Origin of the sequence: Mesorhizobium sp. Root695, from assembly GCF_001428185.1 — a bacterium.
Lineage (GTDB): Bacteria > Pseudomonadota > Alphaproteobacteria > Rhizobiales > Rhizobiaceae > Mesorhizobium.
Window position 1 is genome coordinate 1 of record NZ_LMHO01000042.1, and the last position, 26,424, is coordinate 26,424.

At 62.9% G+C, this 26,424-nt stretch carries 26 protein-coding genes; 11 read left to right on the forward strand and 15 right to left on the reverse strand.

Annotated elements, in window-relative coordinates; all coding sequences use genetic code 11:
• Positions 1-120 precede the first annotated feature (120 nt).
• Complete coding sequence (locus tag ASD99_RS25285) at positions 121-1,542, reverse strand: aminotransferase (RefSeq protein WP_057145412.1); 1,422 nt, start codon at positions 1,540-1,542, stop codon at positions 121-123.
• A gap of 256 nt (positions 1,543-1,798) precedes the next feature.
• On the opposite strand from ASD99_RS25285, the gene ASD99_RS25290 reads away from it, so the two are divergent.
• The 3 genes from ASD99_RS25290 to ASD99_RS25300 are packed head-to-tail and all read left to right on the forward strand — an operon-like array spanning position 1,799 to position 4,648.
• Positions 1,799-2,716, forward strand: coding sequence for an ABC transporter permease (locus ASD99_RS25290; protein ID WP_057145278.1), 918 nt, complete (start codon positions 1,799-1,801; stop codon positions 2,714-2,716).
• Entirely contained in the window at positions 2,713-3,537 is an 825-nt protein-coding gene (locus tag ASD99_RS25295; protein WP_056587328.1) for an ABC transporter permease, read from the forward strand. Before ASD99_RS25290 ends, ASD99_RS25295 begins: the two co-directional genes overlap by 4 nt.
• Before the next feature lie 37 nt (positions 3,538-3,574).
• On the forward strand, positions 3,575-4,648 hold the full coding sequence (locus ASD99_RS25300; RefSeq protein WP_056587331.1) for an ABC transporter ATP-binding protein: 1,074 nt from the start codon (positions 3,575-3,577) through the stop codon (positions 4,646-4,648).
• Between the two features lie 69 nt (positions 4,649-4,717).
• Here the strand turns inward: ASD99_RS25300 and ASD99_RS25305 are convergent, their stop codons facing one another.
• The 5 genes from ASD99_RS25305 to ASD99_RS25325 form a co-directional block, all read right to left on the reverse strand.
• Positions 4,718-6,007 carry a flavin monoamine oxidase family protein gene (locus tag ASD99_RS25305; protein ID WP_057145279.1) on the reverse strand — a complete coding sequence of 430 codons (1,290 nt, stop codon included), beginning with the start codon at positions 6,005-6,007 and terminating at the stop codon, positions 4,718-4,720.
• The gene (locus ASD99_RS25310) at positions 6,004-7,080 is read right to left on the reverse strand and encodes an extracellular solute-binding protein (protein WP_057145280.1); all 1,077 of its coding nucleotides are present in this window, start codon (positions 7,078-7,080) and stop codon (positions 6,004-6,006) included. The genes ASD99_RS25305 and ASD99_RS25310 overlap by 4 nt, the downstream gene beginning before the upstream one ends.
• A gap of 174 nt (positions 7,081-7,254) precedes the next feature.
• A complete protein-coding gene (locus ASD99_RS25315; RefSeq protein WP_056587341.1) occupies positions 7,255-8,337 on the reverse strand; it encodes an ABC transporter substrate-binding protein in 1,083 nt (360 codons plus the stop codon).
• A gap of 29 nt (positions 8,338-8,366) precedes the next feature.
• Positions 8,367-9,080, reverse strand: a complete 714-nt coding sequence (betI, locus tag ASD99_RS25320; protein WP_056587344.1) for a transcriptional regulator BetI — start codon at positions 9,078-9,080, stop codon at positions 8,367-8,369.
• A gap of 6 nt (positions 9,081-9,086) precedes the next feature.
• Positions 9,087-9,881, reverse strand: coding sequence for a class I SAM-dependent methyltransferase (locus tag ASD99_RS25325; protein WP_057145281.1), 795 nt, complete (start codon positions 9,879-9,881; stop codon positions 9,087-9,089).
• 200 nt (positions 9,882-10,081) lie between these two features.
• On the opposite strand from ASD99_RS25325, the gene ASD99_RS25330 reads away from it, so the two are divergent.
• From ASD99_RS25330 to ASD99_RS25345, 4 genes are read left to right on the forward strand one after another with little or no spacing between them, the layout of a single operon-like run.
• A complete protein-coding gene (locus tag ASD99_RS25330) occupies positions 10,082-11,701 on the forward strand; it encodes a phytoene desaturase family protein (protein ID WP_056587350.1) in 1,620 nt (539 codons plus the stop codon).
• On the forward strand, positions 11,688-13,253 hold the full coding sequence (locus tag ASD99_RS25335; RefSeq protein ID WP_056587353.1) for a phytoene desaturase family protein: 1,566 nt from the start codon (positions 11,688-11,690) through the stop codon (positions 13,251-13,253). Before ASD99_RS25330 ends, ASD99_RS25335 begins: the two co-directional genes overlap by 14 nt.
• A 3-nt stretch (positions 13,254-13,256) precedes the next feature.
• Entirely contained in the window at positions 13,257-14,516 is a 1,260-nt protein-coding gene (locus tag ASD99_RS25340) for an aminomethyltransferase family protein (protein WP_057145282.1), read from the forward strand.
• A 2-nt stretch (positions 14,517-14,518) separates the two neighbouring features.
• Positions 14,519-14,779 carry a hypothetical protein gene (locus tag ASD99_RS25345; RefSeq protein WP_056587359.1) on the forward strand — a complete coding sequence of 87 codons (261 nt, stop codon included), beginning with the start codon at positions 14,519-14,521 and terminating at the stop codon, positions 14,777-14,779.
• A gap of 6 nt (positions 14,780-14,785) precedes the next feature.
• Here the strand turns inward: ASD99_RS25345 and ASD99_RS25350 are convergent, their stop codons facing one another.
• The 4 genes from ASD99_RS25350 to ASD99_RS25365 form a co-directional block, all read right to left on the reverse strand.
• Positions 14,786-15,844 (reverse strand): dipeptidase, encoded by a 1,059-nt coding sequence (locus ASD99_RS25350; RefSeq protein ID WP_057145413.1) that lies wholly within the window; start codon positions 15,842-15,844, stop codon positions 14,786-14,788.
• Positions 15,845-15,986: 142 nt separating this feature from the next.
• Positions 15,987-16,286, reverse strand: a complete 300-nt coding sequence (locus ASD99_RS25355) for a GNAT family N-acetyltransferase (protein WP_057145283.1) — start codon at positions 16,284-16,286, stop codon at positions 15,987-15,989.
• Positions 16,287-16,288: 2 nt separating this feature from the next.
• A complete protein-coding gene (locus tag ASD99_RS25360; RefSeq protein ID WP_056587369.1) occupies positions 16,289-16,909 on the reverse strand; it encodes an alpha/beta hydrolase in 621 nt (206 codons plus the stop codon).
• 4 nt (positions 16,910-16,913) lie between these two features.
• Positions 16,914-17,846 (reverse strand): VOC family protein, encoded by a 933-nt coding sequence (locus ASD99_RS25365; RefSeq protein ID WP_056587371.1) that lies wholly within the window; start codon positions 17,844-17,846, stop codon positions 16,914-16,916.
• Between the two features lie 228 nt (positions 17,847-18,074).
• Between ASD99_RS25365 and ASD99_RS25370 the strand changes: the two genes are divergently transcribed.
• Complete coding sequence (locus tag ASD99_RS25370) at positions 18,075-19,640, forward strand: alkaline phosphatase family protein (protein ID WP_057145284.1); 1,566 nt, start codon at positions 18,075-18,077, stop codon at positions 19,638-19,640.
• A 91-nt stretch (positions 19,641-19,731) separates the two neighbouring features.
• Here ASD99_RS25370 and ASD99_RS25375 read toward each other — a convergent pair whose 3' ends face one another.
• Positions 19,732-21,066, reverse strand: coding sequence for a PRC-barrel domain-containing protein (locus tag ASD99_RS25375; RefSeq protein WP_057145285.1), 1,335 nt, complete (start codon positions 21,064-21,066; stop codon positions 19,732-19,734).
• A gap of 275 nt (positions 21,067-21,341) precedes the next feature.
• On the opposite strand from ASD99_RS25375, the gene ASD99_RS25380 reads away from it, so the two are divergent.
• On the forward strand, positions 21,342-22,262 hold the full coding sequence (locus tag ASD99_RS25380) for a diacylglycerol/lipid kinase family protein (protein WP_057145286.1): 921 nt from the start codon (positions 21,342-21,344) through the stop codon (positions 22,260-22,262).
• Between the two features lie 29 nt (positions 22,263-22,291).
• Here ASD99_RS25380 and ASD99_RS34170 read toward each other — a convergent pair whose 3' ends face one another.
• On the reverse strand, positions 22,292-22,465 hold the full coding sequence (locus ASD99_RS34170) for a hypothetical protein (protein WP_082525448.1): 174 nt from the start codon (positions 22,463-22,465) through the stop codon (positions 22,292-22,294).
• Positions 22,466-22,640: 175 nt separating this feature from the next.
• On the opposite strand from ASD99_RS34170, the gene ASD99_RS25385 reads away from it, so the two are divergent.
• Positions 22,641-24,152 carry a sensor histidine kinase gene (locus ASD99_RS25385; RefSeq protein ID WP_057145287.1) on the forward strand — a complete coding sequence of 504 codons (1,512 nt, stop codon included), beginning with the start codon at positions 22,641-22,643 and terminating at the stop codon, positions 24,150-24,152.
• A 19-nt stretch (positions 24,153-24,171) separates the two neighbouring features.
• Here ASD99_RS25385 and ASD99_RS25390 read toward each other — a convergent pair whose 3' ends face one another.
• The 3 genes from ASD99_RS25390 to ASD99_RS25400 form a co-directional block, all read right to left on the reverse strand.
• Complete coding sequence (locus ASD99_RS25390) at positions 24,172-24,630, reverse strand: hypothetical protein (protein WP_057145288.1); 459 nt, start codon at positions 24,628-24,630, stop codon at positions 24,172-24,174.
• An 11-nt stretch (positions 24,631-24,641) separates the two neighbouring features.
• The gene (locus ASD99_RS25395; protein WP_023811001.1) at positions 24,642-24,968 is read right to left on the reverse strand and encodes a DUF883 family protein; all 327 of its coding nucleotides are present in this window, start codon (positions 24,966-24,968) and stop codon (positions 24,642-24,644) included.
• A 129-nt stretch (positions 24,969-25,097) separates the two neighbouring features.
• Positions 25,098-25,859, reverse strand: a complete 762-nt coding sequence (locus ASD99_RS25400; protein ID WP_057145289.1) for a Crp/Fnr family transcriptional regulator — start codon at positions 25,857-25,859, stop codon at positions 25,098-25,100.
• Positions 25,860-25,941: 82 nt separating this feature from the next.
• Between ASD99_RS25400 and ASD99_RS25405 the strand changes: the two genes are divergently transcribed.
• Positions 25,942-26,391: a response regulator gene (locus tag ASD99_RS25405; RefSeq protein WP_082525450.1), complete on the forward strand. Its 450-nt coding sequence runs from the start codon at positions 25,942-25,944 to the stop codon at positions 26,389-26,391.
• Positions 26,392-26,424 lie beyond the last annotated feature (33 nt).

Genomic DNA, 26,424 nt, shown 5'->3' on the forward strand with positions numbered 1-26,424 from the left:
CGACATCGACAAAGTCCCCATCAGCCACCGCATCAAGAAATGCGCTTGGAATGACGACTATCTCATCCAGGCAATCGCTCATATGCGATAGCCCTGCCCACGAGGGGGGGAGATTGACTGTCATCCCCGCCACACCCCTTCTTTCCGCAAATCATCCATCGTCCTTGAAATGCCTTCGCGCAGGATGCCGACCATGTCGTCGATCTGCTCGCGCGTGATGATCAGCGGCGGCGACATCACGCACATATTGATCAGCGGCCGGACCAGCAGGCCAAGTTCGTGGCAATGGGCGTCGATGCGCTTGCCGACGTCCTTGTCGAGTTGCAGAGGGTTCTTGTTTTCGCGGTCCGCCACACATTCGACGCAGCCCATCAACCCCATCCCGCGCACCTCGCCGACCAGCGGCAGCTCCTCCAACGTCTTCAGCTGCGCCTGGAAATAGGGCGCGACCGCCTGCGTGTGGGCAAGCACGCCCCCCTCCAGCAGGTCGAGGTTTTTCAACGCCACGGCGCAGCCGATCGGATGGCTGGTGTAGGTCAGGCCATGGCCGAACATCGCGTCGGGATGGTTCGACCGGCGTAGCTCTTCCAGCAGCCGCTCCGAAATTATGACGCCGCCGAGCGGGAAATAGCCTGAGGTGACGCCCTTGGCGAAGGTGATCATGTCGGGATCGATGCCGAACACGTCGCCCGAGGCGAAGACATGGCCAAGCCGACCGAATGCCGTCACCACCTCATCGGAGACATAGAGGATGTCGTTGTCGCGGCAGATCTCGCGGATGCGCTTGAGGTAGCCATCGGGCGGCACGACGACGCCACCGGATGCCTGCACCGGCTCGCCGACGAAAGCACCGATCCGCTCAGCGCCGACACGGGCGATCGTGTCGCGGAACTGATCGACGAGGAAATCGGTGAAGGCTGTAAGGCCCATGCCGCGCGGGCGGCGGAACGGATCGGGCGAAGACAGCTTGATGACCAGCTCGTCGGCACCATCCATCCAGTCGCGGTCGCGCGGACGGCCGTTGAGCGAGGCCGACAGGTAGGTCGAGCCGTGATAGGCGCCGCCTCGGCTCAGGATCAGCTTCTTTTCCGGCCGGCCGCGCACATTGTTGTAGAACTGCATGAAGCGCAGCGCCGTCTCGACGGCCGAAGAGCCGCCGGTCGTGTAGAAGACATGGCTGAGATCGCCCGGCGCATGGCCGGCGATGCGCTTGGCGAGTTCGGCCGACGGCGCGTTCATCGTGTACCACGGCGTGTTGTAGGACAGCGCTATCGCCTGATCGTACATCACCTTGGCGAGCTCCTCGCGGCGATGGCCGACATTGACGCACCACATGCCGGCCGGGCCGTCGATCAGCCGCTTGCCGGTGCTGTCGGTGATGTAGATGCCGTCGCCCTCGCCGATCAGCGCGCGTGCTTCGGCACCGACCGAACCGGCGAACGGCCAGGGCTGGATAAGATGGCGCTTGGCCAGTTCGACGGCATCGTCGCCGGACTCCGCGCCGCCCATCTCGGTCGCCTTCAGGTCTCTTGCCGCAGCCATCATCGCCTCACATTGCTTCACAAATTTCATCGGACATGAAGTGCGATGCCAAGCACCGGAAACAGCGGCTTTCTTCACTTCATTTTGAATGTCCGTTCAATCAATATTACAGAATTAGCGCTTGATTTCAATCCAAGGATGCGCGCATGATGAAAGAAAGCCGGCAAGGGGAACAAGCAGCTGGCGCCAGCACAATGGGATACCGCATGGCGGGACAGTCCAGGCCAGCAACCGAGATCACACCCGGAGCCCTGCAATGACGGCGGCCGTGGAAGGGTCGCCCCCGTTGCGCATGACGCGGGCCAGACGAAATGCCCTTCTGCAGTCCGAACCCGTACAGGGTCTTGCCCTGATCAGCCCGACCTTCATCTACGCGCTCATCCTTCTGGTTCTGCCGATCCTGGTGGTCATCGCGCATTCCTTCTGGACGCAGCACTATCTCACCATCGACCGCACCTTCACGCTGGAAAACTACCGCGTCGCGCTGACCGAGCCGATCTACCGCGATCTCCTGTGGCGTTCGCTCTACATTTCCCTGACGGTCAGCCTGCTCACCGTCCTTTTGGCCTATCCAATTGCCTATTTCATTTCCTTCCACGGCGGCCGCCACAAGAGCCTGTGGCTGTTCCTCATCACCATCCCGTTCTGGACCAGCTACCTGCTGCGCGTGATGTCATGGAAGGTCATCCTCGGCTATAATGGCGTGCTCAATTCCGGCCTGATGGGCCTCGGCGTCATCGACGAACCGTCGACCGCGCTGCTCTACAACTCGAGCGCCGTCATCATCACGCTCACCCATGCCTGGGCGGCCTTCGCCATCCTGCCGATCTTCGTCTCGCTGGAAAAGGTCGACCGCACGCTGGTCGAAGCGGCCACCGATCTCGGCGACGGCCCGCTGCGCTCGTTCCTGCGCGTGACCTTGCCGCTTTCGGCGCCAGGCATCATCTCGGCGTCTCTGATCGTCATGATCCCGACCGTCGGCGATTATGTCACGCCGAAGCTGGTTGGCGGCAAGGATGGCGTAATGATCGCCAACGCCATCCAGGCGCAGTTCGGCAAGGCCTCCAACTGGCCGCTGGGTGCCGCACTTTCCGTCACCACCATGCTGGTCGTGACGCTGATGGCGGGCGCTACGGTGCTGATCATCCGTGCCCTGCAGAGGCTGGCGCGATGATCGCGCTGCGACGCTTCCTGTCCGGCGGCTGGCTGAGGGCCTATGCGTTTCTCTACGTCGTCTTCCTCTATCTGCCCGTCATCTTCCTGCCGATCTTCTCGGTCAACACGGCGGCGACACCGAAATTTCCGCTCACCGGCTTCACCTTGCATTGGTACCAGGACCTGCCGCGCACGCCGGCTTTGCTCGACGCCGCCTGGAACAGCCTGATCGTCGGCGTCTCGGCCGCTGTCCTGTCCACCCTGCTCGGCATCCTCGCCGCCCGTTCGATCACCCGCTATCGCTATCCCGGCCGCAGCACCATCCATGGGCTGATCATGGCGCCGCTGGTGCTTCCGGAGGTGATCGTCGCCATCTCGATGCTGCTGGTGATGCTGCAGCTTGGCCTCAGCCTATCGCTGTTCACGGTCGTGCTCGGCCATGTGCTGGTCTGCATTCCCTATTCGATGACGGTGCTGACCTCCGGCTTCGAGGGCTTCGACCGCAGCCTGGAAGAGGCATCCGCCGACCTCGGCGAAAGCGCCTTCGGCACCTTCCGGCGGGTGACGTTGCCGATGGTGGCGCCGGCCATCATCTCCAGCCTGCTGGTCTGCTTCACCATCTCGCTCGACGAGTTCATCATCGCCTTCTTCCTGACCGGCACCGAGGCGACGCTGCCGATCTACATCTGGGGCCAATTGCGCTTCGCGGCCAAGCTGCCCGGCGTGCTGGCGCTGGGCACGCTGCTGCTGGTCGCCTCCTTCCTGCTGATGACCGTCGCTGAAATCCTGCGTCGCCGCGCGGCCGGACGCACCCAGAACGAGGGAGGCCTCTATGCCTGAGCAGCCCCAAATCTTGCGCCCCCAATCCGACCGATCCATGATCGAGATCAAGAATGTCACCCGCAGCTATGGGGCGTTCAAGGCGCTCGACGACGCCTCCTTAACCATCCGGGAAGGCGAGTTCTTCTCGTTGCTCGGCCCGTCCGGCTGCGGCAAGACCACGCTGCTGCGCATGATCGCCGGCTTCGACAATCCGACCAGCGGCTCGATCTCTGTCGGCGGTCAGCCGATGGAGGGCATCCCGGCCAATCGCCGGCCGACCAACATGGTCTTCCAGAGCTATGCGATCTTCCCGCATCTCAATGTTGAACAGAACGTCGCCTATGGACTGAAGCGGCTGAAGCTGCAGGGCGGTGAGGAAAAGCGCCGTGTCGAGGAGGCGCTGGCGCAGGTGTCACTCACGGGCCTCGGCAAGCGCCTAGCCACCGAACTCTCCGGCGGCCAGCGGCAGCGCGTGGCGCTCGCCCGCGCGCTGGTGATGCGGCCCAAGGTGCTGCTCCTCGATGAACCGCTGTCGGCGCTGGACAAGAAGCTGCGCGAGCAGATGCAGGTCGAATTGCGCCGTCTGCAACAGGCTGTTGGCATCACCTTCGTGCTGGTCACGCACGACCAATATGAAGCGCTCGCCATGTCCGACCGCATCGCCGTGATGTTCGGCGGCAGGATCGCGCAGGTCGCCTCGCCCAAGGAAATCTACCAGCGGCCGGTCACCCGCCAGGTCGCCGACTTCCTCGGCGGCATGAATTTCGTCAAGGCGCAGATCGTCGAGGAGGATGGCGCCTCGCTGGTCGTCGACACGCTTGGCTTCGGCCGCATCAAGACTGACAAGCCGAAGGCTTTCGTCCGCAATGGCGGCGGCGCGACCCTCGGCATCAGGCCGGAGCGGCTGCGCGTGCTGTGGGACAATGCGACGGCCAAGTTCGAGGTCGCCGGCAAGGTGGTCGAACGCCACTATTTCGGCGAGATCACTCATCTGATCGTCGAGATACCGGGGCTGGAAAAACCGCTGTCGGTGACCGAAACCAACGATTTCGGCGCCGACGACATCCCGGTCGGCACCTCGATCCGCCTCGCCTACGATCCCGAGGCTTTGGTGGCGATGGCCGACTAGAGCATGATCCCGAAAAGTGGAAACCGGTTTTCTCGGACAAACGGGAACCGTTTTGTGCAGAGATCATGCTCAGCTAAGAATCTGAAGCGCGACGATCATCTTGCGCGCCGCGATGCGCCCGGCGACGATGGCGCCTTCGACATAGCCCGGAAATGACGGCGACAGTTCCGAACTGGCGAAATGCAGGGGTGGTGAGCCGGCCCGGATTGTCGACTCGGCATCGACAGCCGTCACATCGACGATGAGGTCGCTGTAGGCGCCGCCACTCCAGCGATCATCCGTCCAGTCCCGATAGCTGAAATCCAGGACGTCCGCCGCCTCCTGGCCAAGGGCGTCCTTCAGCCTTGCCGTCACTTCGGCGCGCAGCGCCGTTTCGTCAAGCGCATGCCAACGCAGCGCCAGCGGCCCACCGACGAAGACGACAAGCGCGGCATGGTCCACATCCTTGCTGGCATCGCAGGCAAACAGGCCAGGCAGATCGAGCCACATCACCATGCCGCACAAGTCGCGATCGCGCCAGAACTGCCTAGCATAGCGCACCTGGATCTTGATCACCGCTCCGCTTTCCCACACGCCAAGTGCTTTCCTAAGCAGCGCCGGCAAGGCAGGTGCGAAATCGAGTTTCGCGGCCGTTGCCGGCGGCACGGCAATCAACGCCGCCCGTGCTTCGACAATGCCGTTGAGCGAGACGGTGCGAACACCATATTGTCCATGTTCGATGTGCGTGACCGGTTCGTTCAGCCGCACCCGGCCAACGAGTTCCCCGGCCAGATCCTCGGCCAGCGACTGCATGGTGTCGCGCAGGAAGTATTGCAGCTCCGGCACCTCGTTGGTGATGCGCCGGTCATTGTCGATCAGGTGCCACAGCGGCACCTTGTCGAGCGCCAGGCACCACAGGCCTTCGATCATCGACCGGAAGGCCGCCTTGGCATCGGTTGCGTCCTTCTGACGATCGAGCCAGACCTTGACGGTCAACCCTGCTATCGAGGGATCGTCCGGCTCGATCCTGTTCATGCGCTCGCGGATTGCCATCGCGCCATGATAGGTCCGCTCGGCCTGTTCGACCGACATCGATGGATGGGTGATGAAATCGCCATTCACATAGGTCTCAACGAAGGTCTTGGCGCGCGCCTCGGCCAGCACCATCACCTCGGGCATGTCTTCGCAGAAGAACTGACCGCCGCTATCGAGCCGCTCACCAAGCCCGTCCAGAACGGCCTCCACCCGCCCGCCGACGCGGTCGCGCGCTTCAAGCAACAGAAAGTCGATGCCGGCTGCCTTCAGCTCAAGCGCTGCCGACAGGCCGGTGAAGCCGGCGCCGACTATGACGACATCGGTTTTTTCCGGTTCACCCGTCAATAGCCAGCCTTGATCTTCTCGAACTCGGCCACCATCCGCTGCTTGAGTTCTGGCGCCACCGGCTGCTGGAACAGGGTCTTGTCGAGGAATGTGTCGAGATTGTCGAAGCCGCGCTCGACCAGCACCTTCAGGTCGATCGCTGCCATGCCGGCGCCATTGCCATGGCCATAGCCGAAGGTCTTGACCATGTAGTCCGAGACGCCGGGTGCATTGACGGCACTCAGGAATTCATAGGCTTCATCGAGCTTATCAGGCGCGTCCTTCATCAGCACGTAGCCGCACACCCAGGTCGAAATGCCTTCCTTGGTGTCGCGGTTCATGGCGATCGGCATACCTTGCCCCTTGAGCGTCACAAAGGTCTCGTTCCAGCCCCAGACGAGATCGACCTCATTACCGATAAAAGCCTGGTTGAGGTCGGTGTCGTCGGTCCAGTAGAAGCGGATGTTCTTGTGCACGTCGCGCAGGAAGGCGGACGCCTCCTGGAACTGCGCGTCGGTCATCTTGGTCCAGTCCTTGAGGCCGACCACCAGGCTTGCCAGCGCATAGGCGTCATCGACATTGTCGCCGATGGTGACACGGCCCTTGAACTTGGGATCGGCGAAGATCCTGAGCGACTGCGCCTCTTCAGCCGTCACCTTGTCGGTGCGGTAGAGCAGCGATGTGTTGCCCCAGTCGAACGGCATGAACCAGGCCTTGCCGTCGGCTGTAGTAGCGAGATCCTTCATCGCCATGATGCCGGGATTGAGGTCCTTCCAGCCTGATATCCTGGAGGTGTCGAGCGGCTGCAGCATGCCGGCCTCGCGCCATTTGACCACGCTTTGCGAGCAGGGGTGGGCGATGTCGGCCTTGAAGCCAGCCCGCATCTTCTCAAAGGCTTCGTCCTCGTCGCCGAAGAAAGCGAAGGTGGGCTCGGCGCCGTATTTGGCGGTGTAGGCGGGATGCAGCAGCGGATCCTCATAGCCCGACCAATCGAACACAACGAGATCACCGCCGCCTTCGGCCAAGGCGTGGATCGCGCCTGCGCCGATCGTGCATGCGGCGGCAAGGGTAAGGCGGCGTAGCATCGATTTCATGGCTGAGAATTCCCCCGGGTCGCGAAAAAAGCTGCGGTGAGGTTAGGAGAATTCGGCTCGATTGGCGAGCCCGTCCACCGCCATCTAGGCGGCGGGCGGGCAGTCGAAACAGGACTCAAATTTATTTGAGCATGATCTCTTCCGAAAACCGGAGTCCACTTTTCGGGATCATACTCAGTACCCTGCTTTGATCTTCTCAAACTCGGCAATCATCTTGAGCTTGAGGTCGGACGGCACCGGCGACTGGAACAGCGTCTTGTCGACGAATTTCTGCACGTCGTCATAGCCCTTTTCCTTCAGCACCGCCTGGTCGACGCCAGCCATGCCCTTGGCATTGGCCTGGCCATAGCCCCAGTCCTTGACCAGCACCTTGGCAGTCTCGGGATCGTTGACGGCGTTCAGGTAGTCATAGGCCTTGTCGATATTGCCGGGCGCGTCCTTGAACAGCACATAGCCGCAGACCCAGGTCGAGATGCCTTCGTCGGTGTCCTTCTTCGCCATGATCGGCACGCCGGCGGCGACCGATTGCACGGTGGCGTCATTCCAGGCCCAGGCGAGGTCGACCTCGCCGCCGCTCAGCAGTTGCACGACATCGGTGGTGTCGGTCCAGTAGGAGCGGATGTTCTTGTGCACCTGGCGCAGGAAGTCGGACGCCTGCTTGAACTGGTCGTCGGTCATCTTGGTCCAGTCCTTGAGGCCGATGGCGAGGCTGGCCAGCGCATAGGCATCGTCGACATTGTCGCCGATCGACACCCTGCCCTTGAACTTGGGGTCGGCAAAAGCCTTCAACGATTGCACGTCCTTGGGGTCGATCTTGGAGGTGTTATAGGTGAGCTGGGTGTTGCCCCAGTCCCAGGGCATGAACCACGCCTTGCCATCCGGCGTGGTGGCAAGATCCTTCATCGCCATGATGCCGGGATTGAGGTCTTTCCAGCCCGTGATCTTCGACGTGTCGAGCGGCTGCAACAAACCGGCTTCGCGCCATTTGACCACGCTTTGCGAGCAGGGGTGGCCGAGATCGGCCTTGAAGCCGGAGCGCACCTTCTCGAACGCCTCGTCCTCGTCGCCAAAGAAGGCGAAGGTCGGCGAGTCGCCGTTCTTCTCGACATATTTCGGGTGGAAGCTGGGGTCCTCGTAGCCGGACCAGTCGAACACGATCAGGTCCTTGTCGGCGGCGACCGCAAGTGCCGCGGCCGAAGCCGCCAGCGCGCCAGTCAGCGCCAGGGTCAATGTCAGGTGTCGGGTCAGTTTCTTCATTGTTCCATCCTCTGTCCGTTCTGGTGTTCTTATGGTTTTGTCGCGCCGCCGGCCTTCGACGGATAGTGTTTCGGGAAGGCCACCGACAGGAATTCATTGGCCGCCTGCAAGGCGGTCTCACGGGTGGTGTCCTCGGTCCCCATCATCAACCGCAGCCACAGCCCTTCCAGCATCGCACTGAGCGCCAGCGCCATGACCTGTGGCTCATAGGCATAGGAGCCACTCAGCTTCAGCGTCGCGCACAGGTCGATGAAGATGGTTTGATAGACGGCGTCGCGCGCGCTGCTCAGCGCTTGGTAGGTTGGCCGCGACTTGGCCTCGCCCCAGAAGGCGCACCAGGCGGCCAGCTTGCGCTTGTTGCAGATCGACCGGTCGAAATCGGCGGAGACAAGCGCGTGAAGCTGATCGGCGGGGTCATCGCCTGCCTTATACAAGGCGTTGCGCCAATGCGCCGAGTACTCGTCATACATATGCTGCAAGGTCGCGATGAGCAGCTTTTCCTTGCTTTCGAAATGGAAGTTGACGATGCCGCGCGACAGGCCGGCGCCGTCGGCGACATCGGCCATCGTCGTTTCCGAATAGCCGCGCTTGGCGAGCGAATCGATCGTCGCCTCGATGAGCTGAAGCTGCCTGACCTCCTTCGAGGCCTTGCGTCCACGCTTCTCGGCCTCGCTTTTCCGCACCGATTCAAGGAGGGCTTCCTTGACGACTGCTGTCTTCATGGGTCTGATGGTCTCCAGCATCGCCGGCTATCCAACCGGCTTTCGACCGCGAAGATGAGTGGGACGGTGTTCGCCACTGTCAAGCACCTTCTGCATGGCTTCCCAAGTTCGTATGTTCTTGTCGACATATGCCGCGCCGACTGCGGCCGCGACCGTCGGGTAGAGTGACCCCTTCAGCCTTTCCAGTTCGCCGCGCGCGACGTCGCGGTACCAGGGATTGCGGTCCCTAACGGCGACATCGGTAAAGCCGGCGCTACGCATCGCCTGCGCATAGCGCACCGGTGAAGCCATGGCGAAGGACAACCCTTCCGCCGCGATATAGGCCTTCATCTCGGGCGATGGTTCGCCGTCATGCGAGATCATCCAGTTGGAGGCGGCAAAGACGCCCCCCGGCCTGAGCACGCGAAAAATCTCGGCAAACAGCGCGTCCTTGTCCGGCACGTGCAGCAGCGCATCCTTGGAGAAGACGACATCGAAGGCGCGATCGGCGAAAGGCAGTGATCCCGGTGGCGCCTGGATGAAGCTGACACGATCCGCGAGCCCTCGCGCAGCGGCTCGCTGCCTCGCCGTCTCGACCACCGGCTGTTCGACATCGAAGCCGGTGGCGTGGGCGGCACCGTGGCGCTCGACCAGATGCAGCGTGATGCCGCCGGAGCCGCAACCGATATCGAGTATCACCTTGCCCTTGAGTGAAAGTCCTTCGACCACCCGGTCGACCTCGTCGGGCCCGCCCGGCGACAGATAGCCGTCGCCCCACAGCGCCTCGAGGAAGCGGATGGCAGTATCGTCATACTCCGGCTCGGCACCTGCCGTCTCAATCATCGGATGTCGTCCCCGTCAGCCGATTTAAGCACCTTAGAATGCCGGCAAAGCGTATCTCAAGGATGAGAAAACGCAACACCATTTGTTGAACATTCATTCAGTATGGCTGGACAGAATGACTGATGCCGTGCCAAATTCTCCGCATTCGGGAACAGATCACGCAAAAATGAAGAGCGGTCGTACGGGAAGACTGGGCCAAAATGAAAGCTTGGGATGCGATCATCATCGGCGGCGGACACAACGGACTGGTCAACGCCTGCTACTTGCAGCGCGCCGGTCTTGACGTGCTGGTGGTCGAGAAGAACGACTGGGTCGGCGGTGCCGCCACCAGCAGGGAACTGACGCCGGGCTTCCTCTACTCCAACTGCTCCTATGTCTGCTCGCTGTTCCGCCCCGAGATCATGCGCGACCTCGAGCTGCCGCGCTTCGGCCTGCAGGTCATCTCCTACGAGGGCGGCGCGGTGTTCACGCGCGACGGCGACTACCTCGCCAACTACCGCGATCACGATGCGCACCGGCGCGAATTCGCCCGCTTCTCCAAGCGCGACGCCGAAGCCTATGACCGCTACGCCCGCGACGTGACTCGGCAGTGCCGCTTCATCCAGCCGTTGTTGATGCGCACCGCACCCGACCCGACCAGCCTGCGGCCCCGCGACCTCGGCGAGCTGCTCTATCTCGGCAAGAAATTCGCCGGCCTGTCGGCTGAGGAAATGGCGCTGACGCTGCGCTTCTGGACCATGTCGATCTCGGAGTTCCTCGACGAATATTTCGAGACCGACGTCATCAAGGCGAACTTCGCTTTGTCCGGCATCATCGGCACCGCGCTCGGGCCGATGTCGCCGGGCACGGCTTACGTTCTTCTGCACCACTATATGGGCGAGGTCGACGGCTCGGTCGGCGCCTGGGGCTACGCGCGTGGCGGCATGGGCGCGGTGACCAAGGCACTGGCCGCATCCTTCAAGGCGTCGGGCGGAACCATCCGCACCGGCGCCGAGGTCGACCATGTGCTCATCCAACGCGGCAAGGCCAAAGGCGTGGTGCTGGTCGGTGGCGAGGAGATTTACGGCAGGCTCGTCGTCTCCAACGCAGATGTGAAGCGCACCTTCCTCAAGCTGGTCGAGGAGAAGGAACTGCCCGACATCTTCCTGCGCCGGGTCAGGAACTTCAAGATCCGAGGCTCCTCCGGCAAGGTCAACATCGCGCTCAATTCGCTGCCGGAATTCCCGGCGTTGCCGAAGGATTCGCCGGTTTATCGCGGCGACATGCATTTCACCGATTCGATGGAGCGCATGGAGCGCGCCTATGACGACTGGAAAGCTGGCCGCTGGTCGGCCGATCCCTTCCTCGACATGGTCATCCCGACGACGCTCGACCCGACGATGGCACCGCCGGGCAAGCATTTCATGAGCTGCTTCGTGCAATACGCACCGCCCAAGATCGGCGGTCGCGAATGGACCGATGCCGATCGCGACGGCTTCGCCGAAAGCGTGATTGCGCAGATCGCGGAATACTCGCCTGGCTTCCGCGACCGCATCGTCCATATGGAGGTGCGCACGCCGCGCGAGATCGAGGCCGAGGTCGGCCTCACCGAAGGCAACATCTTCCAGGGCGAACTGACCTTCGACCAGCTTTTGTTCAACCGGCCGGTACCGGGCTACGCGCAGTACCGCTCACCGGTAGGCGGCCTCTATATGTGCGGCTCCTCGACTCACCCTGGCGGCGGCGTCATGGGTGCGCCCGGCCGCAACGCCGCGGCGGAAATCCTGCGCGATCTTGCCAAGTCGACCTCCCACATGAGCCCGGCCCATGACGTCATTTGAAACAATCGTCATTGGCGGCGGCCACAATGGCCTCGTCGCTGCGGCCACGCTGGCGAAAGCCGGTCGCAAGGTGCTTGTGCTGGAAGCCGGAGGCGAAATCGGCGGCGCCGCGCGCACCGAAGAATTCGCGCCGGGCTTTCGCGCCTCCTCAGTCGCTCATCTGCTGAACCGTCTGCATCCCGATGTGGTGAAGACGCTGGAGCTGGAAAGGCACGGACTGCAATTTGCTCGCGCCGACTTCGTGCCGTCGGTGGCTTTGTCGAAGGACAGCCCGCCGCTTGTCCTGCATGGAGCCTATGGCGAGGTGCTGACCGGCGCCAGTTCCTCCGAGCAATCGGCCTGGAAGGACCTGCGCGCGCAGCTGCTGCGCTATGCCGGCATCCTGAAGCCCTTCCTCTCTCGCCGGCCGCCCGATCTTGCCGGCATGTCGCTGCTGGAGACCGCTTCCCTCGGCCAGACCGCACTGGCGCTGAAGAAGCTCGGCAAGGAAGACATGCGCGACTTCCTGCGTGTGCTGTTGATGAATGTCGCCGACTTGCTGGACGAACAGCTTGAAGATGATCGGCTGAAAGGCCTGCTCGCCTTCGATGCGACGCTGGGCAGTCACCTCGGCCCGCGCTCGCCGACCTCGCTGCTCGGCCTCTACTATCGGCTGGCGGGCGAGACCGGTGGTACGGCCGGCGCTCAAGTCCTGCCGCAAGGCGGCATGGGCGCGGTCGTCGCCGCCATTCGTGCCTCGGCGGAGAAGGCTGGCGTTGAAATCCGCACATCGGCGCCCGTAGCAAAAATCATCGTCGAGAAAAGCCGCGCCGTCGGTGTCGCGCTCGACAATGGCGAAGTGCTGCGCGCGAACACGATCGTCTCCGCCATCAACCCAGCGACGACTTTCCTCGACCTCGTCGGACCGCGCGAGATCGACACCGGCTTCATGCGCAAGGTGAAAAACATCCGCATGAAGGGCGATGCCGCCAAGCTCAATCTGGCGCTCGACCGGCCGCCGCAATTCACCGGTGTCGATGCAGCCAGCCACAAGGGCCGGCTGGTCATCGCCCCCTCGCCCGATCACGTCGAGCGCGCCTTCAATCCCTGCAAATATGGAGAGTTGTCGCCCGAGCCGGTGATGGAGGTTACGCTGCCAAGCCTCGCCGATCCATCGCTCGCCCCCGCCGGCGCCTGCGTGCTGTCCGCGGTCGTGCAATACGCTCCCTATGCGCTGAAGGAGGGTTGGGATGCCGGCAAGCCGAAATTCCTGAGGGCGATCATGGAGCAGCTCGAAGCTTACACGCCTGGCATCGGCAAGAGCGTGGTCCGCGCCGAGCTCCTGACGCCAGCCGATATCGAGACGCGCTATCGCATGCCGGGCGGCCATTGGCATCATGGCGAATTGCAGGCCGACCAGATGCTGGTCTCGCGCCCGGTCTCGGGCTGGTCAGGCTACGATACGCCGGTCGAAGGGTTGTTCCTGGCCGGCGCCGGCTCGCATCCCGGCGGTGGCGTCTCCGGCGCGCCTGGCCTCAACGCCGCGCGGCGCATCATCGCGATGAAGGGATAGGCCATGGCCCAGGCAACCAGAAGGAAACCTGTTGCAAAGGCAGCCGGCGCGACCGTTTCCGCCCGCATCGCCGCCCAATCTCATTTCCAGACGCTGCGTCTGGGCACACCGTTCCAGCCGCGCATCGACGCGCTGGCCAAAACCCAGGACTGGTACAATTGGGCCGGCTACCGCGCCCCCCACTCGCTGTGGGACGAGGAGCTCGAATATTTCGCCATCCGCAGCCAGGCGGCGCTGTTCGACATTTCACCGATGACCAAATATCGGATCGAGGGACCGGACGCCGAAGCCTTGCTCAATCGCGTCACTTTGCGCGATGTCACCAAGCTCAGGCCCGGCCGCGTCCACTACACCGCGTGGTGCGACGACAAGGGTTTCGTCCTCGATGACGGCACACTGTTCCGTCTGTCGCAGACCCGCTTCCGGCTGTGTTCGCAGGAGCGGCATCTGCCCTGGCTGCTCGACAGCGCCGTCGGTTTCGATGTCAAGGTTGAGGAGGAAACCGAAGCTGTCGCCGGGCTCGCCTTGCAAGGCCCGACCTCCTTCGCCGTGCTGCGCGATGCCGGCTTCGCCGGCATCGAGAGGCTGAGAATATTCGACCTTGCCGACTTCCCGCATGGCGGCGGCACCGTCAGCATATCGCGCACCGGCTTCACCGGTGATCTCGGCTACGAGTTGTTCGTGCCGGCCGACAAGGCGCTGAGCCTGTGGGACCGGCTGATGACATCAGGCGAACTGCGCGGCATCCGCGCCATCGGCTACACCGCGCTCAACCGCGCGCGGCTCGAGGCCGGGCTGATGGTTGCCAATGCGGATTTCACAACCGCCGAGCACGCCATCCGCGCCGACCGCCTGCGCATGCCCGACGAAATCGGGCTCGGCTTCATGATCGATCTGGAAAAGGGCCATTTCAACGGCCGCCGTGCCATCCTCGAGGCGAGAGCGAAACGCAAGTTACGCCATGTGCTGGTCGGGCTGGAGATCGACGGCAACGTCCCGGCCGAACACGCCATCGTCTACCACAAGAAAGCCCAGGAGGTTGGCCTGGTCAGCGCCGCCATGTGGTCGCCGATGGCCAAGCGCAACATAGCCATCGCCTCACTGGCGCGGCCATACGGTGATACAATGGTCGAGGACCTCTGGGTTGAGATCTACGCCATGCGCGAGCTGCAGTATCAGAAGCTGATGAAGCGGGCCAAGGTGGTGGCGCGACCGTTCATCAAGCTCGACCGCCGCACGGCCAATCCGCCGGCGGACTTCTGATCATGACCGACGAAGCCGACAAACAGCAAGACGATGAGGAAGCCGCCGAACAGTGGGAGCTGGTCAACACGCCGCTTGGCGAGAAATGGTCGGGCCGCACGCGCTATGCCGCCGCCATGTTCTTCTACAAGCGCGACGAGATGACCTCGGAGACGCTCGAAGTCTACCGCATCTGCGCGCGGCTCGATTCCGAAGATCCGCTGCCGATCATCCGCGATCGCGGTATCGGTAAGGACTGGTTGAAACGCATGGGCTTCCAATAAGCCGTTCTAACCTATCGTTTTCTCGAGCATGCCCAGCCAGTTGCGATAGGCGATCTTTTCGATCAGCGCGCGGCCAAAGCCACGCGCCGCCAAGGCATCGATCAGCTTCGGCAGGCCGGCAACGTCGCCGATGACGGCCGGGATCATGGCGCCGTCGAAATCGGAGCCGAGGCCGACACCGTCTTCACCCAAAGCCTGCAGCAGCGAATCGACATGGCGCACCATGATATCGAGGCTGGTGTCGGCATTCATGCGCCCGTCCTCACGCAGGAAGCCGGTGGCGAAGTTCAGCCCGACCATGCCGCCTGACTCGCGGATCGCGCCGAGCTGCCAGTCGGTGAGATTGCGCGAATGGCCGCAAATCGCATGCACATTGGAATGGGTGGCGACCAGCGGCGCATCGCTGAGCGCGGCGACATCACGAAAACCCTTCTCGTTGAGATGCGAGAGGTCAATCATGATCTTCAACTGGTTGCAGATCTTGACCAGCGCCTTGCCCGCATCGGTCAGGCCGGGCCCGGTGTCGGGCGAGGACGGAAAGCGGAACGGCACGCCGTGGCCGAAAGCATTCGGCCGGCTCCAGACGATGCCGAGCGAGCGCAGGCCGGCGGAATGCAGCACGTCGAGCATGGTGAGCTCGGTGTCGATCGCCTCGACCCCTTCGATGTGGAACACAGCTGCGATCGACCCTTGCGCCATGGCGTTGCGCACATCGCCGGCACTGCGGCAGAGGGTGAGCGCTCCGGCCCGTTCCAGCCGAAACAGGATCGAGGCCATCGCGATCGTCGAGGTCAGCGCATCATTGCGCGGAACCTCGGGCGGCAGCGGCTCGGCAGCGCTCGGCGCCAGGGGCACGGCGCTGCGCCTGGATTTCTCGACCGGCGGCGGGAAGATAGCGAACATGCCGCCGGCAAAGCCACCGGCTTTGGCACGCGGCAGGTCGATATGACCGCCCGATTTCCCCTCGATGAACAGCTTTTCTACGTCCGTGTCTTTCGACTGGTAGAGTCTGAGCAACGTATCGTTGTGGCCGTCGAAGACGGGAACGAGGTCGGTTTCGGTCATACGGGGATCATTCGGTTCGTTTGTCGGCAAGGGGCTGAGATACACCATACCTACTTAGGCAGGATGTGCCACCTGCGCAAACGCCAAAGCCATCCCGGTGGATGGCAGCCACTTGCCGCGCCGCTTCCTGACGACGAAAATCCTACTGCTTCAGCACGTCGGCCCATTCCTGATGGCGGCGGAACTGGGCGTTGGCGAAGGGGCAGAGCGGGATGATCTTCTTGCCCGCCGCCCGCGCATCCTCGACGGCGCGGGTGACGAGCCGAAGCCCGGCACCCTGGCCACGAAACACGTCCGGCACCTCGGTATGGTCGATGATGATCTGGTGCTCGCCGATCTTGGTGAAGCTCATCTCGGCCTCGGCGCCGCCGGGTCCGCGCAGGACATAGCGACCCTTGGAACCGCGGTCCTCAAGTTCGATCTCAGGCAGTTGGTCAGGCATCGCTATGCTCCTTGGGCAGCATCGGCAAAGAACCGCCGCGCCGCCTCGATTTCGTTCGGCCGCACCTCGTGCCCGCCTTCATGCCATTCCACTGTGACATCGGCGCCGTCGGCACGCAAATAGGCTTCGAGCCGCGTGGTCAGGTTCGGCGGGCAGATCGGATCGCGCTGGCCGGCGGTCAGCAGGATATGGCGGCCGGCGAGACTGCCCTTCACCTCCGGTTCGAACGGGATCAGCGGATGCATCAGCACCGAGGCGTCGAACAGCAGCGGTGCTACAAATACCACCGAGGCCAGCACGTTGGCGCCGTTGGAGTAGCCGAGACCCAGCACGGCTGACGGCTTCGCCGCCTCGACATGGGCCTTGACGAAGCCCGCCATCTTGTCCGTCGCCCGTGCCAGATCGTCCATGTCGTAGACGCCCTCGCCGGTGCGGCGAAAGAAGCGCGCGGCACCTTGTTCCGACACATCGCCGCGCGGCGAGATGATGGTTGCCTGGGGCACGAGATCGCGCCCCAGCGACAGAAGCTGGTTCTCATCGGCTCCCGTGCCATGGAAGACGAACAGCAATGGGCCATCAGGCGAACCGGGCAGCAGCTTGTGGATGTAAGCGTCCTTGCTCATGGCCTCAGCCTTCCAGCTTCTGCAGATGCTGTTCAAGATAGGGCCGCAGGTGCTGGTGCTGCGTCGGCAGCTTCAGCGCCTCGCCGAGATGAGCGGTGTCCTCATCGCGATCGAAACCCGGCTCGTTGGTGGCGACTTCGAACAGCACGCCACCCGGCGTGCGGAAATAGATCGCCCAGAAATAGTCGCGGTCGATCACCGGCGTCACGCCATAGCCGGTATCCATCAACGCCTTGCGCACTTCGAGCTGCTTGGCGCGATTCTCGACGGCGAAGGCGACGTGGTGGACGGAGCCGGCGCCGAGATCGGCGAAGGCAGCAGCCGGTAGGGATTCGATGTCGACGACATCGGCGCCGTTGCCGTTCTTCAGCGCCAGCCGCCTGACAGGGCCGGACCTGTCGACTTCCTCATAGCCCATGAACTTCAGCAGCTCCTCGGTGGCGCCGCCATCCTTCAACCGGAGCGACACGGAATGAAAGCCGCGGATCGCCTCATCAACAGGGACACCGCCTTTCGCCCATGGCGCTCTGCTGTCACCCTTATCCTCGACCAGCGCGAAACCGTCGCCGTCCGGTCCGGCAAAGGCCAGGCGATTCTCGCCGAATGTCTCTTCGCGCGACAGGCCGGTAACACCCTCATCGGCAAAACGCTTTTCCCAGTAGGCGAGCGTGCCTTCCGGCACCGAGTAGACCGTGGTACCGACTTCGCCGACGCCATGCCGGCCCTTGCCGATGTCGGGGAACGGGAAATAGGTCATCACCGAACCGGGCGTCCCGGCCTCGTCGCCATAGTAGAGGTGGTAAACATCAGGCGCGTCGAAATTGACGGTCTTCTTGACCCGGCGCTGGCCGAGCTTTTTGGTGAAGAACTCATTGTTCTGGCGGGCATTCCTTGCCATCGATGTGACGTGATGCAGGCCTTTGATCTGGTCGAGCATTGTCTTTGCTCCTTCCCTTGGTGCTTGTGCGGCCCTCGCCGCTGTCCACGCCAATATGAGGACGCGAGCGCTCTAGGCAAAGGCGGCAAACACAGAATGGACTGTGCTACAAAAATGAACAATAGAAAGCGGTTTGTTCACCAATCGCCTCGCATGACAGGCTTGCGCCAGCCCCAGAATTCGGTTCCATGAGGGGCGTTCGACCATCCCAGGACAAGGGTATCGCGTGTGACTGGAAAAGCCAGGCGACCTAACATTTTGCTGATCACATGCGACCAGTGGCGCGGTGATTGTCTGTCGTCCGCGGGCCATCCGGTTGTGAAGACGCCGAATGCCGACGCGCTGGCCGCGGAGGGTGTGCTGTTCAAGCGGCATTATGGCGCTGCGGCGCCCTGCTCGCCGGCCCGGGCCTGCCTCTACACCGGCCTCTACCAGATGAACAACCGCGTCTGCCGCAATGGCACACCGCTCGATGCCCGTCACGGCAACATCGCGCTGCACGCGCGCGGCCTGGGCTATGATCCGACGCTGTTTGGCTACACCGACGTCTCGCTCGACCCGCGCCTGCTGGCGCCGGGCGACCCACGGCTGCAAAGCTATGAGGGCGTGCTGCCGGGCTTTACGGTGCGCCAGTTGCTGCCCGAACATCAGAAACAGTGGTTGTCCTGGCTGAAGCTGCGGGGTATCGATGTCAGCGCCGGATCTCCAGATATTCATCGCCCGGTGAACGATGGCGGCGCGGCCGGTGCCGTCAGCTACTCCCCACCCATTTATTCCAGGGACGAAACGCCCACTGCCTTCCTGACCAGCGAATTCACTCGCTGGCTCGGCGAGCAGGAGCAGGACGCACCGTGGTTCGCGCATCTGTCCTTCATCAGCCCGCACCCGCCTTTCATCGTCCCGGCGCCATACAACACCCTCTATGATCCGGCTGACGGCCCCGCGTTCCACCGTGCGGCAAGCTGGCAGGAAGAGGCGCAAAGCCATCCTTACCTCGCCTATGACATCGGCCAGCAGAAGCAGGCCAAATTCCGTCCCGACGCCAGGGGCAAGGTGCACGACTGGAGCGATGACGACTTCCGCCGCATCCGGGCGATCTATTACGGCATGATCTCCGAGGTCGACGCGCAGCTCGGCCGCGTCTGGCAAGCGGTCAAGGCCGCGGGCGCATGGGACGACACCATCATCGTGCTGACGTCAGATCACGCCGAGATGATGGGCGACCATTTCATGCTGGGCAAGGGCGGCTACTTCGACGGCAGCTACCACATTCCGCTGATCATCCGCGACCCGCGCCACGGCCAGGCGGCCGGCGACAGCGTCGATCGCTTCACCGAGGCGGTGGACATTGTGCCGACGCTACTCGACCTGCTCGGCGGCGATGCCGCGCCACACCTCGACGGCACCTCGCTGAAGCCGTTCCTGAGCGGAGGGAGCCCTGCAGACTGGCGCGATGCCGCCCATTGGGAGTTCGATTTCCGCTCGATTGCCGAAGGCGAGGCCGAACGCCATTTCGGCATCAACTCACGCCAATGCAACCTCGCCGTCATCCGCACGGAAAAACTCAAATATGTGCATTTCAGCGGCGGCTTGCCTCCACTGCTGTTCGACCTGGAAACAGATCCGGGTGAATTGAACAACCTGGCCAAGCACCCGGCTTATCTGGGCGTGCGGCTGGAGTTCGCCGAGCGGCTTCTCGCCTGGCGGGCTGAGCATCTTGACCAGTCGCTGGCGCTGGCTGAACTGACGGAGCACGGCGTTGTCGGCCACGTCGCCAGGGCCGCAAGCGAATAAGGCAGTAGGGGAACACCGAACCGGTACTACGACGGGCCGACCCTACTGCCTACTGCCTACTGCCTACTGCCTACTGCCTACTGCCTACTGCCTACTTCACAATCAAGCGCTGCTGATCCCGCTTCTCGGCATAACTGCCCTTTTCATAGGCGGTTTGAGCCTCGAGCTGTTCCTTGGTGAAGGTCGTGTACAGGTACTTCTTGCCGTCCTTGTCGGTCATGAATTTGAGATTATCCATGCCAACTGCGACCTCCTTATCGCCGATGCCGAGGAAGCCGCCGACATCGACGATCACCGCGTCCGTCTTGTTGTCGGGCGCGAGCACGACATCGCCGATTTCGCCGACCTTGGCGTCGTTGGCGCCGTAGACAATGGTGCCCTTCAGATCGTCGGCACGGATCTCGCCAACCGGCATTTCCGTCAGCGTCGACTTGTCGATAGCTGCCGTCTGCGTCTGGTCGGGAGCCGAGGCATCAGGGGTCGTCGCTGCGGGAGCCTCGGTCGTCTTGTCTGCGACAGCAGGAGCCGTCGCATCGGACGGCACAGCGGTCGGGACGGTTGCAGCGGGCTCATTGGATGCCGTTGTCGCGGGTACCGCATCATAGGCCTTGCGGTTGAAATCCGGCTGCGTCTGCAATTCTTCCTTGGTGGTCTGGGCCACCAGCCAGCGGTCGCCATTCTTCTCGGCCCATTGCGCCTTGGAGAAATCATAGGCGACATTCTTGGCACCTAGGCCAAGGAAACCACCGACCCCGATGACCAGCGACTCGGCCTTGCCTTCCTTGGTCAGAACGATGTCGTTGACGCTGCCGATGTTCTGCGCGTCATCGCCGGTGCCGTTGTAGACGGTTTCGCCGATTATGTTGGTGGCGAGATTGCCGTCGGCGCGCTTCACGGGTTCCGCCGGAGCGGCGTTTAGATCGACAGGCTTCTGCGCCGTATCCGTCGTCGCGGGTGCCGTCGGAGCTGCTGCGTCGGTCGATGCTGCAGGGGCTGGAGCCGGGCCATAAGGCTTACTGTCGAACTCCGGATGCGCCGTCAGCTCGTCCTTGGTCGTCAGGGCGATCAGCCAGCGGTCGCCGTTCTTCTCGGCCCATTTCAGCTTGTCATAGTCGAAAGCGACGTTCTTCGCTCCGACGCCCAGGAAGCCACCGACGCCGATGACCACTGATTTCGCCTGGCCATCCTTGTCGAAGACCACGTCGCTGACCTTGCCGATGTTCTCGGCATCACCGCCAGTGCCGTTGTAGACGGACTCACCGATAATGTTGGTGACAATGCTGCCCTCGGCGCGTGTTACCGGAGCTGCGGCGGGCTCCTGCACGACAGGGGCATCGGCAGGTGCTGGGGTTGTCGCGCTCTGTGCATAAGCGCCAGTTGCGATCAGTGTTGCGAGTGCGGTCGTGGCTAAAAGATTGCGGATCATGATAGTCTCTCCTCGTGCGTGATCTCATGCACGCCGCGCCCGGTTGAACCGTCGCTGGGGAGATCGGACGCGGCATCTACATGTTCACAACGTCGCGACCATGCTGTTGTTCCGACAAAAGCGCGCGGAGTCCGTGGCAATCAACAAGCGTCTCCGCCGCAGCCGTAAGACCGATCGCGGGTTTCGCCGCACACGGAACCTTTCCGGTCTCGCCGCGTTGCAGCCTGCGGCTGGGTTCGTCCCGGTCCGACCATGGTCGAATAACGGAGTGGGGTATGAAATTCGCAGCGGTGCTGAACCGGGACGGCGGCACCTTGCGGACCACTGATCTTGCAGCTTTCTCCGAAAGGATGCGTCAGGCGCTGGAGACTGCAGGTCACTCTCTCAGCATCGAGATTGTTGCCGGCAAGGATGTGGTGGAAACGCTCGACCGCGTAGCTTCACGCCGCTCCGTCGACGTCGTGCTGGCCGGTGGCGGCGACGGAACCATTTCCGCCGCGGCCGCCCGGCTGATGGGGACGAAGAAGACGCTTGCCATATTGCCGGCCGGCACCATGAACCTCTTCGCGCGCGGGCTGGGCATTCCGCAGTCCCTGGATGCCGCGCTGAAGTCCTTCACTGACGGCGAAATCATCGCGGTCGACATCGCGACGGCCAACGGCCGGCCGTTCGTTCACCAGTTCTCGATCGGCATGCATGCGAAGATGGTGCAACTGCGCCAGAAGATGGAGTTCGGTTCTCGCCTGGGAAAGATCCGTGCCTCGGCCAAGGCGGCTTGGGCGACGATCAACAATCCACCGGCGATGCACGTGACGCTTAGCATCGGCGAAGCCGAGATGGCGGCCCGCATTACCGGCATCGGCATCACCAACAATTTGTTCGGCGAAGGCCACTTGCCGTACGCCGATAACCCGGCGGGCGGCGTGCTTGGCGTCTATGTCACGGTGGCGCAGCAGCGCGCCGAACTGGTCAAGTTCTTCTTCAACATGGCGCGCGGCAAATGGCGCGACAACGAACATGTCGAAATCCATCAGGCACGTAGGACGGTCCTGAAAATCCATTCTGGGAGCAGCAAGTTCCGCGCCGTCATGGACGGCGAACTGGTCAGGCTTGAGCGTGCAACAACGATCGAAATCCAGCCAGGCGCGCTCAATGTCCTGGTGCCGGCCAGCGTCGCCGAGGCAAAGGCTGCTTGATGCGATTCGAACCCATTGCAGCCGACAAGCTAGCCGCCGGGAGCGCTGCCCTGCTGGGTCGTGTCCTTCTTGATCAATTCGCCATAAATCTCGGCAGCACCCCAAGCGACAAAGGCCAGCAGCAGCGCAGCGATCAGAATGCGCAGGCCATGCCGGCCCCACCCCCCCTGACGGGCTTTGTCCTCAGGAATGATCTTGATCATGGTCGGCCCTCGGATCGTTTTGCGCCAGCTGGTGCGTCGGGCAAAACAACATGGTCGGGTAACGGTTCGTCGCTAGGATGGTTCCGGCCGGCCGGCTGGTTCTGGACAGACAGACCGGCGAAGCGACTACGAAGACGGGGCAACGGGGACCTGGGTGAATAATAAGGCGGAAAGAGTGCCGGATCTGCCGGCTGACGTTGCGCGGGCGGTTAGCGCCGAAGACCGGCTGGCCGTGCTGCATGGGCTGGAGATGCTGGATACGGCGGCAGACCCGGATTTCGACCGCATCAGCAGCCTTGCCGCAGCGGTGATGCAGGTGCCAATCGCCCTGGTCACGCTCGTCGACCACGAGCGGCAGTGGTTCAAATCCTGCTTCGGGCTGGACGAGACCGAAACCGCGACCGACATCTCCTTTTGCGCTCATGCGATTGCCGCCGGCGACGAGCCGATGGTGGTGGCGGATGCAACGACGGACCCTCGTTTCAAGGCCAACCCGCTGGTCACCGGCAAGCATCATGTCCGCTTCTATGCCGGCGCGCCGATGGTCGTGGCAGGTGCCCGCATCGGCACGCTCTGCGTGCTCGACCGCAAGCCGCATGCCTTTCCATCCCGCACCGAGCTCGACCAGTTGAAGGCGCTCGCCGGCCTTGCCGCCAGCCTGTTTACCTTGAAGGACGCGACCCGCAGCGGCGCCATCGCCGAGGCAGCACTGGTGCGTGAGGAAAAACGACGCGCCATCGCGCTCGATGCGGCGTCGCTCGCCAGCTGGGCGTGGGACATCCGCACCGACATCATCGAATGCGACACCTTGCTGGCGGAGCTGTTCAACCTGCCGCGCTCGAACCGGCTGCGGGCGCGCGACATCCTCACCGCCATCGATCCGCGCGACGTCTACCAGACCGAAACCCGCTTTCGCGACGCCTTGACCGGCAGCGACGACTATTTCGGCGAATACCGGGTGAAGGGCTTTCATCCGCCGCGCTGGCTCGCCACGCGCGGCCGTGTCATCGAGCGTGACGGCGACGGCAAGCCGACGCTGATCTTCGGCGTCAACTACGACATCTCAGAGCGCAAGCTAGGCGACGAGCGGCAACGGCTGCTGCTGCGTGAGCTCAACCATCGCGTCAAGAATACGCTGGCGACCGTCCAGGCGCTGGCGACGCAGACCGTGCGCCATGCCCGCCAGCCGAGCCAGTTCCTCGAGGCCTTCGGCGCGCGGCTTCAGGCCTTGGGCATCGCCCACAATCTGTTGTCGGACCGCGAGTGGCGCGGCATCGGCATCCGCGAACTCGTCCAGATTGAGGTCAGGCCATTCGAAACGGCCGAGCAGCCGCGCATGACGATCTCCGGCGGCGACTTGCTGCTGTCGCCCGACCAGGCCGTCGGGCTTGGCCTGATCCTGCATGAACTGGGCAGCAATGCACTGCAATATGGATCGCTGTCGGTGGTATCAGGCAAGGTTGATCTCGGCTGGAAGACGCAAGGCAGGAAGGGTGTCCGGCGCCTTGTGCTGACCTGGCGCGAAAGCGGCGGCCCGCAGGTCACCCCGCCGGAACGGCACGGCTTCGGCTCGATCCTCATCCGCCGCAGCCTTGCCAAGGTCATTTCAAGCGAAGTAACCCATGAGTTCCGGCCGGAAGGGGTGTTTGCCGAAATATCGATGCCGCTGGAAGATCTGTCAAAGTAGTAGACCAGGAAACACAGCTCTATTCCCGGTCGCTCTCATCCGGATCGTCAGATTTCACATTCTCGCGGTAGATCGCGTAAGCCGCGAGCGCTAAGGCCGGACCCAGAATGACGCCGAGACCGCCTTTTCCCTTGAGCAGCGTCGGCAGCACGGCGAGTGCGGCGGTGATGCCGATCGCCTTCATGTCGGCATTGCGGCGTTGCGCCCGACGCCGGGCGCGCGAGCCTGCGGATATCTGGTAAATCAGCAGGATCAGCCCGGCAAGCACCAGGAACCCGGCGCCAAAGCCCAGTGCGGCGGCAAGCGACCCGTAGCGCATCGCCGCCCAGATATAGGCTGCCCCGACCAGAAAGCCGAGACCACAAAGCGCTGCCGACAGGGCGAGCCCATAAACGATTGCCGCCGTGCGCGCCCGGCGCATGGCGGCAACGGTTTCGCCCGAGGCGAGACCTGAAAGCAGGGATGCGAGCATTCCCATCTGCGAACCGACTAGCGACGTGCGATGAGCGCGAAGAGGAAGCCGACGCCGGCAGCGATCGCCAATGACGTCACCGGCTTTTCACGCACGCTTGCCATCATCTGCGCTTCGATGTCCTTGGCGTTGCTGCGCAGACTGTCAAAGGCTGCTTCGCCCTGCGCGCGCAGCTGCTCGACCCCTTCCGTGGCCGCGCGACGGGCAGTGCCATAGCCATGCTCGCCGGTCTTGGCCAATTGCTTGGTGAGCTTGTCGATGTCGGCCTTCAATTGCCTGATGTCGGCTTCCAGGTCCGCATTCGCGCGGGCGTCGTTTGCGGTCTTTCCTGCGGCAGTTGCCATGGCTTAACTCCTTGTGATTGCTCGATTTCAAACGCGCCGTGCGCCTCAAGGTTCCAGCATTGGGGGACAAAGTAGCCGAAAACGCATCCGCGCGCACCCGATCCGACGGCTCTGGCAAAAGGCGCTTCGTCAGATCAGCGGCCGGCGCGCCTCGCCCAGCCCTTCCCATCCAGCGAGCCGCTTGAGCCCTTCAATGTCGGTGACCTCGCAACCGCCGTCGCGCCAGACGATCAGCTTGCGATCCATCAGCTTGCGGATCGTCTTGTTTGTATGAACCAGCGACAGGCCGAGGGTGTCGGCGATGTGTTGTTGGGTGATCGGTATCTGGATGGACTGCTTGCCGTTCAGCCCGACGACCTTGGCCCGGCTGGCGATGAAGGCGATAAGATAGGCGGCGCGCTCGATCGCGCTGCGACGCCCGAGGCTGAGCAGATTTTCATCCAGCATGCGCTCTTCGCGCGAGGCGATCCAGGTGATGTCGTAGGCCAGCCCTGGATGATTGCGGTAGAGCTCGTGCAGATACTCACGCTCGAAAACGCACAGTAGCATCGGCGACAGGGCCTCTACGGAATGCTGCATCTCGCCCATCACACTGCCCTGCAGGCCGATCAGATCGCCGGGCATGAGATAGTTGAGGATCTGTCGGCGACCGTCTCGCAACAGCTTGTAACGGAATGCCCAGCCGGAGAGAACGGTGTAGAGATGGGCGCTGTGGCTACCCTCGACCAGCACGGTAGCCCCCTTGTCGACGGCGAGTTCGCCCTTCTTGAATGTACTGATGAAGGCCAGCTCCTGTTTTTCGAAGTCGCGAAAAATCGGCAACGGCCGCAACGGGCAGTTCTCGCAAGGATATTGGCGGCTGGAGAAGGGGCGACTGTTCTGGGCTGACATTTCGACCCCTCTTCGAAAGCCCGCTCTTTGGAGGAGCTGCGTTTCAACGCGTTGCAAGGATTGAGGTTCCGCCACTGCCCACATGTCTTTTTTAAATGACAGCACGCCAATTAGCGATCATGACTCCATACGTTTCAAGGAGTCCTTGCCTGTGCCCACATTGCTTGACGGATTGCGGATTCTCGTCCTGGAGGACGAATTTCTCATCGCCATGGATGTCGAGCAGCTTTGCCGTGACCACGGCGCCGGCGAGGTGGTCATCGCCCGCGATCTGACCGAGGTCGATGGCCGGGAAGTCGCCACGCAATTCGACGCGGCCATTGTCGACCTCATGCTGGGAGGCACCTCGACACTCGATTTCGCCTCGGGGCTGCGCGCGGCAGGCGTACCTTTCGTGTTTGCGTCGGGCTATTCGGATGCCGATGAAATCAAGGCATCCTTTCCGGGCGTCAGGCTGGTCGGCAAACCCTATTCGGGTGAAGACCTCGTGCAAGCGGTGGCGGCAGCCTGCGGACGCGCTTCTCCCGGTTGAGCGCGATCCCGATCATTGCGGATGGCGCCTGGC

Bases quoted from the DNA above. Each gene is read 5' to 3' on its own strand.
- ASD99_RS25390 (WP_057145288.1), bottom strand. From the start codon at position 24,630: ATGGGAATGCTCGCATCCCTGCTTTCAGGTCTCGCCTCGGGCGAAACC.
- ASD99_RS25350 (WP_057145413.1), bottom strand. From the start codon at position 15,844: ATGACCGAAACCGACCTCGTTCCCGTCTTCGACGGCCACAACGATACG.
- ASD99_RS25405 (WP_082525450.1), top strand. From the start codon at position 25,942: ATGTCTTTTTTAAATGACAGCACGCCAATTAGCGATCATGACTCCATA.
- ASD99_RS25365 (WP_056587371.1), bottom strand. From the start codon at position 17,846: ATGCTCGACCAGATCAAAGGCCTGCATCACGTCACATCGATGGCAAGG.
- ASD99_RS25355 (WP_057145283.1), bottom strand. From the start codon at position 16,286: ATGCCTGACCAACTGCCTGAGATCGAACTTGAGGACCGCGGTTCCAAG.
- ASD99_RS25375 (WP_057145285.1), bottom strand. From the start codon at position 21,066: ATGATCCGCAATCTTTTAGCCACGACCGCACTCGCAACACTGATCGCA.
- ASD99_RS25345 (WP_056587359.1), top strand. From the start codon at position 14,519: ATGACCGACGAAGCCGACAAACAGCAAGACGATGAGGAAGCCGCCGAA.
- ASD99_RS25310 (WP_057145280.1), bottom strand. From the start codon at position 7,080: ATGAAATCGATGCTACGCCGCCTTACCCTTGCCGCCGCATGCACGATC.
- ASD99_RS25395 (WP_023811001.1), bottom strand. From the start codon at position 24,968: ATGGCAACTGCCGCAGGAAAGACCGCAAACGACGCCCGCGCGAATGCG.
- ASD99_RS25360 (WP_056587369.1), bottom strand. From the start codon at position 16,909: ATGAGCAAGGACGCTTACATCCACAAGCTGCTGCCCGGTTCGCCTGAT.
- ASD99_RS25295 (WP_056587328.1), top strand. From the start codon at position 2,713: ATGATCGCGCTGCGACGCTTCCTGTCCGGCGGCTGGCTGAGGGCCTAT.
- betI (WP_056587344.1), bottom strand. From the start codon at position 9,080: ATGCTGGAGACCATCAGACCCATGAAGACAGCAGTCGTCAAGGAAGCC.
- ASD99_RS25335 (WP_056587353.1), top strand. From the start codon at position 11,688: ATGACGTCATTTGAAACAATCGTCATTGGCGGCGGCCACAATGGCCTC.
- ASD99_RS25285 (WP_057145412.1), bottom strand. From the start codon at position 1,542: ATGGCTGCGGCAAGAGACCTGAAGGCGACCGAGATGGGCGGCGCGGAG.
- ASD99_RS25340 (WP_057145282.1), top strand. From the start codon at position 13,257: ATGGCCCAGGCAACCAGAAGGAAACCTGTTGCAAAGGCAGCCGGCGCG.
- ASD99_RS25290 (WP_057145278.1), top strand. From the start codon at position 1,799: ATGACGGCGGCCGTGGAAGGGTCGCCCCCGTTGCGCATGACGCGGGCC.
- ASD99_RS25325 (WP_057145281.1), bottom strand. From the start codon at position 9,881: ATGATTGAGACGGCAGGTGCCGAGCCGGAGTATGACGATACTGCCATC.
- ASD99_RS25300 (WP_056587331.1), top strand. From the start codon at position 3,575: ATGATCGAGATCAAGAATGTCACCCGCAGCTATGGGGCGTTCAAGGCG.
- ASD99_RS25380 (WP_057145286.1), top strand. From the start codon at position 21,342: ATGAAATTCGCAGCGGTGCTGAACCGGGACGGCGGCACCTTGCGGACC.
- ASD99_RS34170 (WP_082525448.1), bottom strand. From the start codon at position 22,465: ATGATCAAGATCATTCCTGAGGACAAAGCCCGTCAGGGGGGGTGGGGC.
- ASD99_RS25400 (WP_057145289.1), bottom strand. From the start codon at position 25,859: ATGTCAGCCCAGAACAGTCGCCCCTTCTCCAGCCGCCAATATCCTTGC.
- ASD99_RS25315 (WP_056587341.1), bottom strand. From the start codon at position 8,337: ATGAAGAAACTGACCCGACACCTGACATTGACCCTGGCGCTGACTGGC.
- ASD99_RS25330 (WP_056587350.1), top strand. From the start codon at position 10,082: ATGAAAGCTTGGGATGCGATCATCATCGGCGGCGGACACAACGGACTG.